Source organism: Ectopseudomonas oleovorans (assembly GCF_003052605.1).
Classification (GTDB): Bacteria; Pseudomonadota; Gammaproteobacteria; order Pseudomonadales; family Pseudomonadaceae; genus Aquipseudomonas; species Aquipseudomonas oleovorans_A.
In genome coordinates, this window is sequence record NZ_QASO01000035.1 from 48,107 (window position 1) to 60,059 (window position 11,953).

Genomic DNA, 11,953 nt, shown 5'->3' on the forward strand with positions numbered 1-11,953 from the left:
AGGCGCTTGGGCTAAATCGTCAGCAGGTTAAGAGCACCACTGAAGATCCAAGGGCAATGAAGTACATGAAAAGGCCACCCCTAAAGGGTGGCCTTTTCCTTTATGGGGTCGGATAAAAGTAGCCGATGACCTTTTTCTCGTGCTCGATCTGAATGGGCTTCCGATCCTTCATTATCAGCTTCATCCCCCACGATTTGGTCAAGCTGCTCAGCCGTACGCTGTCATGTGCATGGCAGCGCCTGAAGCAATCCAAGCCTTCAGCCGACATCAAGAACAACGTCTTCTGGTGAAATTCAGCGCGCTGTTGATCCTGCGCGCGTTCGCTTGAGATCCAGTAGAGCATCTGCGTTGCCCGCTGATACAGCATGTTCAATCGTTGGAATACTTCGGCCTCCGTGGTCGGCGCAGGGTGCTCGACGCTCAGCACAATTCCTTTTGCTTGCTTTTTCTCTTCAAGGATATCTGACAGCTTCCACAGGGGCTCAAAGTGAGCAACCCGGTTTCTGAGAGATCGCAGCGTTTCGAGTCGAGCGTAGATACGACCGACATGCTGCTGGTTCTTCCAGTGGGCAGCGTTTGAGGCGTATTTGTGATTGGGGATGATTTGAGGCATCAGGGTGTCCCAGGGGAGGGACAGATCCATCAAGGGAGCCCAAAAGCCCAGTGTCATACTTGAGACGACAGTGTTAGGGCTCACCGGAATAGCTTTGGGAGTGTGAACCCTGCTCCTGGTGGCGTGATTCCAGGACTTGTCGTGAGTGATGTCCTTGACCTTGTCCAGGCTCTTGCTGCCCAGTGGTAGGACGCTGTACCAATCATTGGAGTCTGCACTGCCAGTGACCCTCGTGGGGAAATTTGCCTTGGCATAGCGACTCATGACCAAGTGCAGCCTGTTACGCAGTGCTACCTCAACAAGACCCGTCAGCCGCATGAAATTGCTGGAGAGAACCTCATTCCAGCAATAGATCCCATACAGCTCCTCTTGGGTCGCTGGCCGGAAGAAATTCGTGTAAGAGGACAGGCGCGCACTGGAAATCGCATCCAGAGAAGCTGCAATCTGAGAGGGTGTTGGGTTGTACATCAAGAGTCCCGCTACTAAGGCTAGGTAGAAAATAGTGAGCGTGCTGCCTGCGCTTACTCGACCATGATGGGGCCAAACATCCCGGTGTTGATCAGGGCCTCCCAGATCTTCTTCATTTTCTGGCCAGTGTCTTGATTCACGAACAGCGACGAGCGACTTCCGTTCGGTTTACCCAGGAAATAGCCACGCATGGTCTCCCATGTCTCGCCCACTTCCGCCACCTTCCAGAACTGAAGCTCCCTCTCCAGCAACAGCGGCATCGCCAGCGAAATCGGAATCATGTTGTTGAGCAGATCTCGCCCCCAGTCACATCTCACCAAAATGGCTGTAGTTTCGGGGTGGTAGAACTTCACATCGAGTCGTTCGGCTGAGATGTGGGCGACACCGGTTCGAGGGAGTTTCTTAACGGAGTCGATCACTGCCTGACCGTCGTTATAGGGGCAGGTGATGAATCCGTGGGCGAAGAACTTCGTATGATCTAGCCCTTCGTAGCCGCATTCACGGCTCGGCCTTGTGACTGGAAAACGACTTCGGTTGTTGCTGACCAGAGGGTGCCAGGTAGGGTAGGCATCCACCACCGGCCCAAGCTCATGGGTAAGATCCCAAAGCGTCTCCTTGGCGTGTCTTCTCTCTACGTCATTCGCGTACATGGACGGAGGCACCAGGTAGCGCTCGGCTTCCTCGTAATTGCGTTCTGCTGATTCGTCCGCTCGGAATGCCATTGCTCACCCCATTGCTATTGATTGGTTGAGGTCATGATTCTCCATGTTCGCGCATAAAGCAATCACTTTATGCGCCAAGTGTTGATTTCATGATTGGAGTGAGTTGAAATGGCTCTGCGAGGGGCGTCAGCAGACCTCTTCTATGTCCCCCAAACCTGTACGCCAACTCACCAAGGAAGAGCCATGACCGCTACGCCGCTTCGCGACATCATCATTCGCGACCTAGGCCAAGAGGCCTACGCGGACTACGCCAGCTATCAGGAGAATGACCTGGAGCTGATTGCTGAAACTGCAACGCGAACCCTCGTCTCGATTCCCCGTGCGGCGGGCCACTGCGTAATGATCAGTGCGGGCTTCGTTGCAGCTCTGCGGGCCAGTGAGGTGCCTGCTGTCGTCATCCTGGGTGACCTCTTGATCGACGGAAAGCATGTTTTCCGCTGCAACGACAATCTGCCCCGCCCAACGCATGATGATGAGATCGTCGACGCTACCTGGGATGGGCACGCCTGGGTGATGATCGGAGAAAGCATCTGCGATCTGTCGATCTTCCGGACTGCCTACGAGCTCGCGCAGCCGAATCGGCTCAGCGACTACATCCTGAGGTACTTCGGTGCCGGAAAAGGTGCTTTCATGTGCTATCCCCACCAGCTACCGCCTGGGATGGAATTTGTTCCCAAATTCGCCCTCACGGATGACCAGGTTTATGGGCTTCTGGAGGGGCTGTCATACCAGGCGCGTGCACTACAGCAGCAATAGAGACTGCCCACCAAGGAGGGTGCTGTGAAGGACTACTTTACCGAAATTTTGTATGTGATCGCGCTTTCGAAGCGAACTCAGGTGGCCCTCATTCTGGGTGTCGTTTTCTTTGTGGGCATCAGCTTGGTGGGCGAGTTCTATGTGTCCCGGCTTCACTTCTCTGGCCCGCTCGCTGGGCTGGAGCAAGCCGTCATTCCGAAGCTGATGAAACGTTACGACAAGGTCGCACTCATTGCGCTGATTTCGTTCTGGGTGGTCGCGTTCAAGTGCTATAGGCGTGACAAGCGTCGCTTCCTGTAGCGAGCAGGCACTAGGCTGAGTTGTGACCCTGAAACGGTACGCAATTGACGACCAGCCGCCCTGGATTGTGTGAGGAATCAGAAGCTCCCACCATCCAGGAGCTTTTCATGGAAATCCAACTTCACTGATCGTCTGCTCGGTGCTGTTCGTTTGGTGCTGGCGTCGACGGGGGCCCAGCAGTCTCACTACGCTGATGCTGGCTCTGTGCGTGGCGTTTACGGTCGTACGTGCCTGCTCGCTCAATAAATTCTGAGGCTGCTAGCAGGGTTCGGCGAGTGAAGTGCATTTGGTCAGACATGGCGTACTCCAGTGCCGAGGTCAGGCAAGGGCTATAAGGTAGGCTCTGGGGCCGGAGATGGCGCTGGCTTGCGAACGGTACGAACCACCATCACCGTGCCGCGCATCTCCACATCGAACAGCTCCGAGGTGCGGATCAGATCGCCCAGTTTTTGGTAGCCGTAGTTCACAACCGAGAACGAGCTGTTGTTGTGTATGTAGTCCGACACCCTACTCAGTAGCGACCAACCATCATCACCAGCGGTCTGGTCTGCGGCATTGCGAAGCAGCCGAACAAGGGAGGTGTCGCAGCGCAGCTCGTTGCGGGTTTTCTTCTTCGGCTGCTCATCAGCGGACGCCTTATCGTCATCGGGAGCGCGAACCAGGTTCTCCACGTAGATAAACGAGGTGCATGCATGCACGAAGGCAGATGGTGTCTTCTTCTCGCCAAAGCCATACACCGGAAAGCCACTCTCTTGCAGGCGCAGAGCCAGTGGCGTGAAGTCGCTATCGCTGGTCATCAGGGCAAAGGCGTCGATGTTCTTGCTGTACAGCAGATCCATCGCATCGATGATCATGGCCGCGTCGGTGGCGTTCTTGCCCTTGGTGTAGGCGAACTGCTGCATGGGGCGGATAGCGAATGGATGGAGCCGCTCAACCCAACCAGAGAGGCCGTCGCTCTTCCAGTCACCATGAGCATGTCGTACGTTGACCATGCCGTATTTGGCGAGCTCTTCCAGCACACCCTCAATGGCGTTGTGACTGACGTTGTCGCAGTCGATCAGTAGGGCGATGCGTTTCTGTTGCATGGGGACTTCCTTGTTGGTGAAGGCAGGACACTAATAGTGATAGTAAAAGGAGGTGGAGTGAACGGACAGATGTCGGCCTTCGGGGCCCCTGATGAATACAAGAAACGACTCGAACAGCAGCTGCTCGACGATGAACAACGTCTCTCGCTTGCGGTTGCCTTCTGGGGAGAGGGCGCTGTGGAGCTGGTATCAAGTCGGCCTGGCAAGGACTTTCGCCTCCTGTGCAACCTCAAGTCAGGGGGATAGAACCCCTACGTCATCCGAGAACTCTGCAAGCTCGCCAAGGGTAGAGAGGGCCGCAGCCATTGCGATTAGATCGACTTCACAGGCCCTGGATGACCTGGTTAAGTTCTATCGAAACGATTGGTTACATGCGTACATTCGAATGCGCGCATGTTGTAACTTTTCTGAAATGATTGGCTTAGTAAATTAGTGGCCCCACCACTCAATAGGTCGTGCCATGAAAAACCTCACCCTCTCAGCCCTGCTCCTCTCGTCTCTGTTCACCGGCTCCGTTATGGCCAGCGAATTCGATAAGCCTGGTTTTGTTACCGAGGTTGAGGATGGTCGTCTCTGGGTTTTCCGCGAAGACTCTCAGGAACTGAAGGACTTCAAAGCCACTGGCGAGCCAGCCAAGCAGTTCACTGATATCGGTTCCGGCCCGAATGGCATGACGGTCAAAGCGGCTGACGAGAAAACCCTCAAGGATTACCTTGAGGTCATCAAGAAGTAAGCGCTTTCAAGCAGAAGGCCCGCAGAATGCGGGCCTTCTCATTGATGCAGATTACTTGCTGAGAGCGAGTAAACGCTCAACCCCTACCGGCTCCTCCGACATGAGCGGAATGACCGCATAGCGTTGCGCGTGCTCCGTCGCGACATGCTCAATATCCCTCAGTTCATTGACCGCCCGTTTATGTAATAGCGGTGATTCAGTCTTTGCGGCTGCCACGCTGTTGTTGATCACCCATGCCCAAGGCTCAATGCCGGCACGACGCAGATCAGCTTGCAGGCCAGCAGCCTCCAGCACAGGAGTGGTTTCGGCCAGGGTCACCAACAGCACCTTGGTTTGCTTAGGATCCTGGAGTTGCATCATCGGCGTGGAAAAGCGCATGTTGCTGCCCGACATCTGCCGAGCAATGTCGCGGTGATAAGCCCCGGTGGCATCCAGTAGCAGCAAGGTGTGGCCGGTCGGGGCGGTGTCCATCACCACGAACTTTTTGCCGGCTTCACGGATGATTCGCGAGAAAGCCTGGAATACGGCGATCTCTTCGGTGCAGGGTGAACGCAGATCCTCGGCCAGCAGCGCCCGAGCCTGCTCATCCAGGCCCGCGCCCTTGGTTTGCATGACGTGATCACGATAGCGCTGTGTCTCGGTATGCGGGTCAATGCGGCTCAGCGTCAGGTGCTCAAGCGTGCCATCCAGTGTCTCGGCAAGGTGCGCGGCAGGATCAGAAGTAGTCAGGTGCACGGGCAGCCCACGTCGAGCCAACTCGACGGCAACCGCTGCGGCCAGAGTCGTTTTCCCGACACCACCTTTGCCCATCACCATGATCAGGCCATGACCATCGGCGGCGATCTCGTCGATCAGGGACTTGAGTCGTGGAGCGTTCAATTCAATCGGCGCACTGGCCGGCGCCTGCGTGCCGTCAGCAGAGCCCTCAAGCAAAAGTTGTCGCAGGGCATCCAGTCCCACTAGGTTGAATGCTTTCAAGGGCAACAGATCGAGCGGCAGTGTTCGCAGCGCTGGCGGCATGGCGGCGACTGCGGCCTGTTCACGCTTATAGACGGCGGCAGCCAGGACATCCTTCTGCGCCTCACTCGCCGGCAGCACGCCGTTGATCACCAGGTACTGCTCTTGCAATCCAATGGCTGCAAGCTCCTCGCGTGTGCGGGCAGCCTCGCGCAGGGTAGCGGCCTGTGCCCTGGCAACCAGAACCAGACGGGTCTTGGCTGGATCAGAAAGCGCCTTTACTGCCTCGCGATACTGGTCACGTTGTTTGTCTAAACCGGCCAACGGCCCAAGACACGATGCATCGCCTTGCCCCGCCTCCAGGAATCCACTCCAGGCCCCCGGCAGTTGCAGCAGCCGAATCGTGTGCCCGGTCGGGGCGGTATCGAAAATGATGTGATCGAAGCGGGCCTTCAGTTCATCGTTGACCAGCAGTGAGGTGAATTCGTCGAAGGCTGCGATCTCGGTCGTGCAGGCTCCCGATAATTGCTCCTCCATGCCTTTGACCACATCAGCAGGCATGACACCCCTCGCCGGGCCCACAATCCGATCCCGATAGGCCTGAGCTGCGCCCTGTGGGTCGATCTCCAGGGCCGCCAGGTTTTCCACGGCAGGCACGGCGGTAATGTGATTGCCGATCTCCAGACCGAATACCTGCCCGACATTGGAGGCCGGATCGGTGCTGACCAGCAGCACTCGCTTGCCCTGACGGGTCAGCTCCAGGGCTGTCGCGCAGGCAATGGAGGTCTTTCCGACCCCCCCCTTGCCGGTGAAGAACAGGAAGCGTGGTGCATTGTCGATAAAGCGCATTCTGACCCCCTAGCGATTGTTGAGGCTGCTCTCGTACCAGTTGCGTGTGCTGTTGACCATGCGTACCAGCCATAGCATCACGGGCACTTCGATCAGTACGCCGACCACGGTTGCCAGGGCGGCACCCGAGTTGAATCCGTACAAGACAATGGCCACGGCTACGGCCAGCTCGAAGAAGTTGGAGGCGCCGATCATGGTGGCCGGGCCCGCTATGTCGTGGCGCACTTTCAGGGTATGGCAGAGCCAGTAACCCAGTGCCGCGATGAACAGCGTCTGCACCAGCAGGGGGATCGCGATGATGCCGATTATCAGAGGTTGCTCGACGATGGACTCACCCTGGAAGGAGAACAACAGAACCAGAGTGGCCAGCAGAGCGATGATGGAAAATGGCGAAATCTTCGCCAGCACATTCTCGAAATAGGCTTCGCCGCGCTTCATCAGTTGAGCCCGCAGAAACTGGGCGATGGCCAGCGGGATGACGATGTACATCACCACGGAAAGCAGCAGGGTGTCCCAAGGCACCGGGATCGAAGAAACGCCCAGCAACAGCGCCACGATAGGCGCAAAGGCAAACACCATGACCAGATCGTTCAGTGCCACCTGGGTCAGAGTGAAGTTGGCATTACCCTTACACAGGTTGCTCCAGACAAACACCATCGCCGTGCAGGGCGCCGCACCGAGCAGGATCAAGCCGGCCATGTAGCTATCCAGCTCTTCGGCGGGCAGCCAGGGCGCAAACACCTGCTTGATAAAGAACCAGCCAATCAGCGCCATGGAAAACGGCTTGACCGCCCAGTTAACGAACAGCGTGACGAACATGCCGTTCTTCTGCTGGCGCACTTCGCTGATGGCGCTGAAGTCGATCTTCATCAGCATCGGAATGATCATCACCCAGATCAGCAGGCCAACCGGGATATTGACCTTCGCCACCTCCAGGGCGCCGACGGCCTGAGCCGCTTGCGGCACAACCAAGCCAAGCACGGTGCCCACCACGATGCACAGGAACACCCACAGGGTCAGGTAGCGCTCAAAAACTCCCAGTTGAGCCCCAGAGGCCTGCTTCATCGCGACTTCACACGCATTTGTCATCTTTGCTGCCTATCCTCGTTCCCTTGGCGCGCAACGCGCCGCATATTCACTTTACTGCATATTCGAAAAATAATATATTTTCTCATGTGCATCTTTGATAGGGATCAACATGAGCCAGAAAAAGCGCGTCCTGTTCCTCTGCGTCGCGAACTCCTCACGCTCGCAGATGGCCGAAGCCCTGCTGCGCCACACCGACTCAGAACATTTTGAAGTCTACAGCGCAGGCTCCGCCCCCACTGAAGTCGACACCCGAGCCCGCAACGCATTGGAGCAGCTTGGTGTTCCCACTGATGGGCTTTACAGCAAGTCCATCGAGCAGGTCGCTGGCGAGCCGTTCGACTATGTGATCACCCTGTGTGACAAGTCCGCCCTGGAGTGCCAGGCACTTCCAGGGGCCGGTGAGTACATCGCCTGGAACTTCGAAGACCCAGCGACCAGCTCGCAGAAAGATGCCTATCGCAAGACCCTGCATGAGATACATGAACGGATAAAGATGTTCGTGCTGATTAAAAGTAAACCGGCGAATGAAGCTTCCACCCTGCATGCCATGTCGCCAACCGAGGTCTTCAAATGCCTGGCCGAGGAAACGCGGGCGCGAATCGCCTTGCTGGTGACCCTGGAACAGGAACTCTGTGTCTGTGAACTGACCTCTGCACTAGAAGAGGCGCAACCCAAGATATCCCGGCACCTGGCCCTGCTGCGCGGCTGTGGTCTGCTGGAGGATCGACGCAATGGTCAGTGGGTGTACTACCGCCTGCACCCGCAGCTGCCGGAATGGGTGACCGATATCCTCAAGCAGACCCTGGACAACAATGCCGAGTGGTTGCGCCAGGATGTGCAGCGCCTCTGGCAAATGCGTGATCGCCCTGGGCGCAAGCCTGCCTGCGATTGAATACCAGGCACTGGGGATGACCATGAACGTTTTGTTTCTCTGCACCGCCAATAGCTGCCGCAGCATCCTGTCGGAGGCCATCTTCAATGCGCTGGCCCCCAAGGGTATGCGGGCCTTTAGTGCGGGCAGTCACCCCAAGGGAGAGGTCAACCCATTGGCCTTGCAGGCACTGCTTGATGCCGGATTCGATGTTGATGGGCTGTACAGCAAATCAACCGATGCCCATCAGGCTCTCGCCCCTGACATCGTCATTACCGTCTGCGACAACGCAGCCGGAGAGGCCTGCCCCGTTTTCTTTGGCCCGGCGACTCGTTGTCACTGGGGGCTGAGTGACCCCTCCGAAGTCAACGGTTCTGAGGCGGAAATTGACGCCGCGTTTGCAGCCACCATCCAGCAGATTCAGACACGCGTGAGCGCATTTATCGCGCTGCCCTTTACTCAACTCGACAGCGATGCGCTCAAGGCCGAGCTGAACAGAATCGGCTCGTTGTAGCCCAAGAGGTACAAACCCATGATCGACAACCTGCCCAACGTCGCCGAGGAGCTGTTTGCCCGCTCTATCCCGACAAACCTGGGCCTCGCCGAAGGCGAGCACAAGCCGCGCATTCTGCTGCTCTATGGCTCCAATCGTGAGCGCTCCTACAGCCGTCTGCTGACCCAGGAAGCGGCGTGCTTGCTGGAAGCCTTCGGCGCGGAAACCCGAATATTCGATCCTTCCGGCCTGCCCATGCCGGACGATGCCGACAGCAGCCATCCCAAGGTCAAGGAACTCATCGACCTGGTGCTCTGGTCTGAAGGTCAGGTGTGGTGTTCACCCGAGCGCCACGGCGCTATGACCGGCGTATTCAAGTCGCAGATCGACTGGATACCGCTGACCATGGGTGCCATCCGTCCCAGTCAGGGCAAGACCCTGGCCGTGATGCAGGTCTGTGGAGGCTCGCAATCCTTCAATGCGGTTAACCAGATGCGTGTGCTGGGGCGCTGGATGCGCATGTTCACCATCCCCAACCAGTCTTCAGTGCCCAAGGCCTACCTCGAATTCGACGAGGCCGGGCGCATGAAACCTTCCAGCTATTACGACCGCGTTGTGGACGTCATGGAGGAACTGGTCAAGTTCACCCTGCTGCTGCGCGGCCACAGCGACTATTTGGTCGACCGTTACTCGGAACGTAAAGAGTCCGCTGAAGAACTCTCCAAGCGCGTCAACCAGCGCGCCATCTGACTACCAGGAAACCCTCTCAATGAATCACCCCTACGACCGGCTCAGCATTCCCGGTATCCAAGGCAAACTCATCTTCACGCCCTGTCCCGGCACCAAAGACAGCAGCCTTGTCGACTCGCTGGCCACGCTGAAACAGGCCGGTGCCTCTGCCGTGATCAGCCTGATGCCGGCAAGCGAACTGGCCTCCAACGAGGCCGAGGACATCGGCAAGCAATGCCAGGCGCAAGACATGGCCTGGTTCCACCTGCCGGTGGCGGATGAGCAAGTACCGCTCGAAGATTTCGGCCAGGGCTGGAAAGCCTGCAAACAGAGCATCCTTGAGCGGCTCAATGCGGGCCAGGACATCGCCATCCACTGCAAGGGCGGCTCGGGACGCACCGGGCTGATTGCGGCGCGGATCATGATCGAGGCCGGCATTCCCCGCGCCGATGCCATTGCCCTGGTGCAAGCCCTGCGTCCCAAGGCTATTCAACACCCTGCCCACATCAACTGGATCACCCAGTTCGATGCTGCCCACTAACTCCAGTAGATGAGTCGAAAAACATGGCTATCAAAATTGGTATCAACGGTTTCGGTCGCATCGGTCGTTTGGCGCTGCGCGCCTCCTGGGACTGGCCCGAGTTCGAATTTGTCCGCATCAATGATCCGGCAGGCGATGCCGCCACCCATGCGCACCTGATCAACTTCGACTCGGTGCACGGTCGCTGGCACCACGAAGCCGGCAGCGAAGGCGATTGCGTGGTGATCGGCGGCAAGCGCATCCAGGTCACCGCCAACAAGGCGATTGCCGACACCGACTGGTCGGACTGCGATCTGGTGATCGAGGCCAGCGGCAAGATGAAGACCGTGGCGGTATTGCAGGCTTACCTGGATCAGGGCGTGAAGCGGGTCGTGGTCTGCGCGCCCGTGAAGGAGAAAGGCGCACTGAACGTGGTGATGGGTGTCAACCAGCAGCTGTTCAATCCAGCCGAGCACCGCATCGTCACCGCTGCCTCCTGTACCACCAATTGCCTGGCTCCGGTGGTCAAGGTGATTCACGAGAACCTCGGCATCCGCCATGGCTCGATCACTACCATTCATGACCTGACCAACACCCAGAGCATCCTCGACACCCCGCACAAGGATCTGCGCCGTGCACGCGCTAGCGGCATGAGCCTGATCCCGACCAGCACCGGTTCGGCCACCGCCATCGCCGAGATTTTCCCCGAGCTGCGCGGCAAGCTGAACGGCCATGCCGTGCGCGTGCCGCTGGCCAACGCCTCGCTGACCGACTGCGTGTTCGAAGTCGAACGGGCCACCACGGTGGAGGAAGTCAACCAACTGCTGAAGGCTGCTGCCGACAGCCAGCTGAAAGGCATCCTCGGCTACGAGGAACGCCCGCTGGTCTCCATCGATTACCGCACTGACCCGCGCTCCTCAATCATCGATGCGCTGTCGACCATGGTCATCAACGGCACTCAGGTGAAGCTGTATGCCTGGTACGACAACGAATGGGGCTATGCCAACCGCACCGTGGAGCTGGCCAAACTGGTCGGCCTGGCCGTTTAACCAAGTAGGGATGCAAGCATGAAGGCGTTGTCAGCCCTGGCCCCGGAGGTCAAACAGTACCTGCTGGTGACCGGCAATTACTGGGCATTCACCCTCACCGATGGCGCCTTGCGCATGTTGGTGGTGTTGCACTTCCACAGCCTGGGCTACAGCCCCTTGCAGATTGCCGCGCTGTTTCTGTTTTACGAGATCTTCGGCGTAGTCACCAACCTGGTCGGCGGCTACCTCGGCGCCCGATTGGGCCTTAATCGCACCATGAATATCGGCCTGGCGATGCAGGTGGTCGCACTGCTGATGCTCACCGTGCCCGCCGCCTGGCTAACCGTGCCTTGGGTCATGGGCGCACAGGCGCTGTCGGGGATCGCCAAAGACCTCAACAAGATGTCGGCCAAGAGTTCCATCAAACTCCTGGTGCCCGATGCCCAGCAGGGCACGCTGTACAAGTGGGTGGCAATCCTCACCGGCTCGAAGAATGCGCTCAAGGGCGTGGGTTTCTTCCTCGGCGGCGCCCTGCTGGCCGTGCTGGGTTTTGCCGGCGCGGTATTGACCATGGCCGGCGTGCTGGCGGTGATCTGGATCGCCAGTCTGTTCCTGTTGAAGAAGGATCTGGGCAAGGCCAAAGCCAAGCCCAAGTTCAAGGACATCCTTTCCAAAAGCCGGGCGATCAACATCCTCTCCGCCGCGCGCCTGTTCCTCTTTGGCGCCCGCGATGTCTGGTT

Annotated in this window: 14 protein-coding genes; 9 read left to right on the forward strand and 5 right to left on the reverse strand. The window is 58.0% G+C overall.

All coding sequences use genetic code 11. From position 1 onward, the window contains the following. Window positions 1–100 precede the first annotated feature (100 nt). The gene (locus DBO86_RS06225; protein ID WP_108233244.1) at window positions 101–1,081 is read right to left on the reverse strand and encodes an Abi family protein; all 981 of its coding nucleotides are present in this window, start codon (window positions 1,079–1,081) and stop codon (window positions 101–103) included. Between the two features lie 53 nt (window positions 1,082–1,134). Continuing rightward, window positions 1,135–1,803, reverse strand: a complete 669-nt coding sequence (locus tag DBO86_RS06230; RefSeq protein ID WP_108233245.1) for a hypothetical protein — start codon at window positions 1,801–1,803, stop codon at window positions 1,135–1,137. Between the two features lie 183 nt (window positions 1,804–1,986). Between DBO86_RS06230 and DBO86_RS06235 the strand changes: the two genes are divergently transcribed. Both DBO86_RS06235 and DBO86_RS06240 read left to right on the forward strand, forming a co-directional pair. After that, entirely contained in the window at window positions 1,987–2,559 is a 573-nt protein-coding gene (locus tag DBO86_RS06235; protein ID WP_167399105.1) for a transglutaminase domain-containing protein, read from the forward strand. Between the two features lie 24 nt (window positions 2,560–2,583). Then, window positions 2,584–2,859: a hypothetical protein gene (locus DBO86_RS06240; protein ID WP_075750454.1), complete on the forward strand. Its 276-nt coding sequence runs from the start codon at window positions 2,584–2,586 to the stop codon at window positions 2,857–2,859. Between the two features lie 329 nt (window positions 2,860–3,188). Here the strand turns inward: DBO86_RS06240 and DBO86_RS06245 are convergent, their stop codons facing one another. Beyond that, window positions 3,189–3,944, reverse strand: coding sequence for an NYN domain-containing protein (locus DBO86_RS06245; RefSeq protein ID WP_075750452.1), 756 nt, complete (start codon window positions 3,942–3,944; stop codon window positions 3,189–3,191). 460 nt (window positions 3,945–4,404) lie between these two features. Between DBO86_RS06245 and DBO86_RS06255 the strand changes: the two genes are divergently transcribed. Continuing rightward, a complete protein-coding gene (locus DBO86_RS06255) occupies window positions 4,405–4,677 on the forward strand; it encodes a hypothetical protein (protein ID WP_075750448.1) in 273 nt (90 codons plus the stop codon). Window positions 4,678–4,728: 51 nt separating this feature from the next. On the opposite strand, the gene arsA is transcribed toward DBO86_RS06255, so the two are convergent. Next, window positions 4,729–6,483 (reverse strand): arsenical pump-driving ATPase, encoded by a 1,755-nt coding sequence (gene arsA, locus DBO86_RS06260; RefSeq protein ID WP_108233203.1) that lies wholly within the window; start codon window positions 6,481–6,483, stop codon window positions 4,729–4,731. A gap of 9 nt (window positions 6,484–6,492) precedes the next feature. Continuing rightward, entirely contained in the window at window positions 6,493–7,572 is a 1,080-nt protein-coding gene (gene arsB, locus DBO86_RS06265) for an ACR3 family arsenite efflux transporter (protein WP_208630375.1), read from the reverse strand. 109 nt (window positions 7,573–7,681) lie between these two features. On the opposite strand from arsB, the gene DBO86_RS06270 reads away from it, so the two are divergent. The 6 genes from DBO86_RS06270 to DBO86_RS06295 all read left to right on the forward strand — a co-directional run. Next, window positions 7,682–8,464 carry a metalloregulator ArsR/SmtB family transcription factor gene (locus DBO86_RS06270; protein ID WP_028238019.1) on the forward strand — a complete coding sequence of 261 codons (783 nt, stop codon included), beginning with the start codon at window positions 7,682–7,684 and terminating at the stop codon, window positions 8,462–8,464. 22 nt (window positions 8,465–8,486) lie between these two features. Then, complete coding sequence (locus DBO86_RS06275) at window positions 8,487–8,957, forward strand: arsenate reductase ArsC (RefSeq protein WP_108233213.1); 471 nt, start codon at window positions 8,487–8,489, stop codon at window positions 8,955–8,957. A gap of 18 nt (window positions 8,958–8,975) precedes the next feature. Continuing rightward, on the forward strand, window positions 8,976–9,686 hold the full coding sequence (arsH, locus tag DBO86_RS06280) for an arsenical resistance protein ArsH (RefSeq protein ID WP_108233205.1): 711 nt from the start codon (window positions 8,976–8,978) through the stop codon (window positions 9,684–9,686). Window positions 9,687–9,705: 19 nt separating this feature from the next. Next, window positions 9,706–10,206, forward strand: coding sequence for a cyclin-dependent kinase inhibitor 3 family protein (locus tag DBO86_RS06285; protein ID WP_108233206.1), 501 nt, complete (start codon window positions 9,706–9,708; stop codon window positions 10,204–10,206). Between the two features lie 23 nt (window positions 10,207–10,229). After that, window positions 10,230–11,234 carry an ArsJ-associated glyceraldehyde-3-phosphate dehydrogenase gene (locus tag DBO86_RS06290; protein WP_003118381.1) on the forward strand — a complete coding sequence of 335 codons (1,005 nt, stop codon included), beginning with the start codon at window positions 10,230–10,232 and terminating at the stop codon, window positions 11,232–11,234. Window positions 11,235–11,252: 18 nt separating this feature from the next. Then, window positions 11,253–11,953 (forward strand): MFS transporter (locus DBO86_RS06295; protein ID WP_146173189.1); only part of this gene is annotated, 701 nt, incomplete at its 3' end.

Bases quoted from the DNA above. Each gene is read 5' to 3' on its own strand.
- DBO86_RS06225 (WP_108233244.1), bottom strand. From the start codon at position 1,081: ATGTACAACCCAACACCCTCTCAGATTGCAGCTTCTCTGGATGCGATT.
- DBO86_RS06290 (WP_003118381.1), top strand. From the start codon at position 10,230: ATGGCTATCAAAATTGGTATCAACGGTTTCGGTCGCATCGGTCGTTTG.
- DBO86_RS06230 (WP_108233245.1), bottom strand. From the start codon at position 1,803: ATGGCATTCCGAGCGGACGAATCAGCAGAACGCAATTACGAGGAAGCC.
- DBO86_RS06270 (WP_028238019.1), top strand. From the start codon at position 7,682: ATGAGCCAGAAAAAGCGCGTCCTGTTCCTCTGCGTCGCGAACTCCTCA.
- arsB (WP_208630375.1), bottom strand. From the start codon at position 7,572: ATGACAAATGCGTGTGAAGTCGCGATGAAGCAGGCCTCTGGGGCTCAA.
- DBO86_RS06285 (WP_108233206.1), top strand. From the start codon at position 9,706: ATGAATCACCCCTACGACCGGCTCAGCATTCCCGGTATCCAAGGCAAA.
- DBO86_RS06235 (WP_167399105.1), top strand. From the start codon at position 1,987: ATGACCGCTACGCCGCTTCGCGACATCATCATTCGCGACCTAGGCCAA.
- arsH (WP_108233205.1), top strand. From the start codon at position 8,976: ATGATCGACAACCTGCCCAACGTCGCCGAGGAGCTGTTTGCCCGCTCT.
- DBO86_RS06255 (WP_075750448.1), top strand. From the start codon at position 4,405: ATGAAAAACCTCACCCTCTCAGCCCTGCTCCTCTCGTCTCTGTTCACC.
- DBO86_RS06275 (WP_108233213.1), top strand. From the start codon at position 8,487: ATGAACGTTTTGTTTCTCTGCACCGCCAATAGCTGCCGCAGCATCCTG.
- DBO86_RS06245 (WP_075750452.1), bottom strand. From the start codon at position 3,944: ATGCAACAGAAACGCATCGCCCTACTGATCGACTGCGACAACGTCAGT.
- arsA (WP_108233203.1), bottom strand. From the start codon at position 6,483: ATGCGCTTTATCGACAATGCACCACGCTTCCTGTTCTTCACCGGCAAG.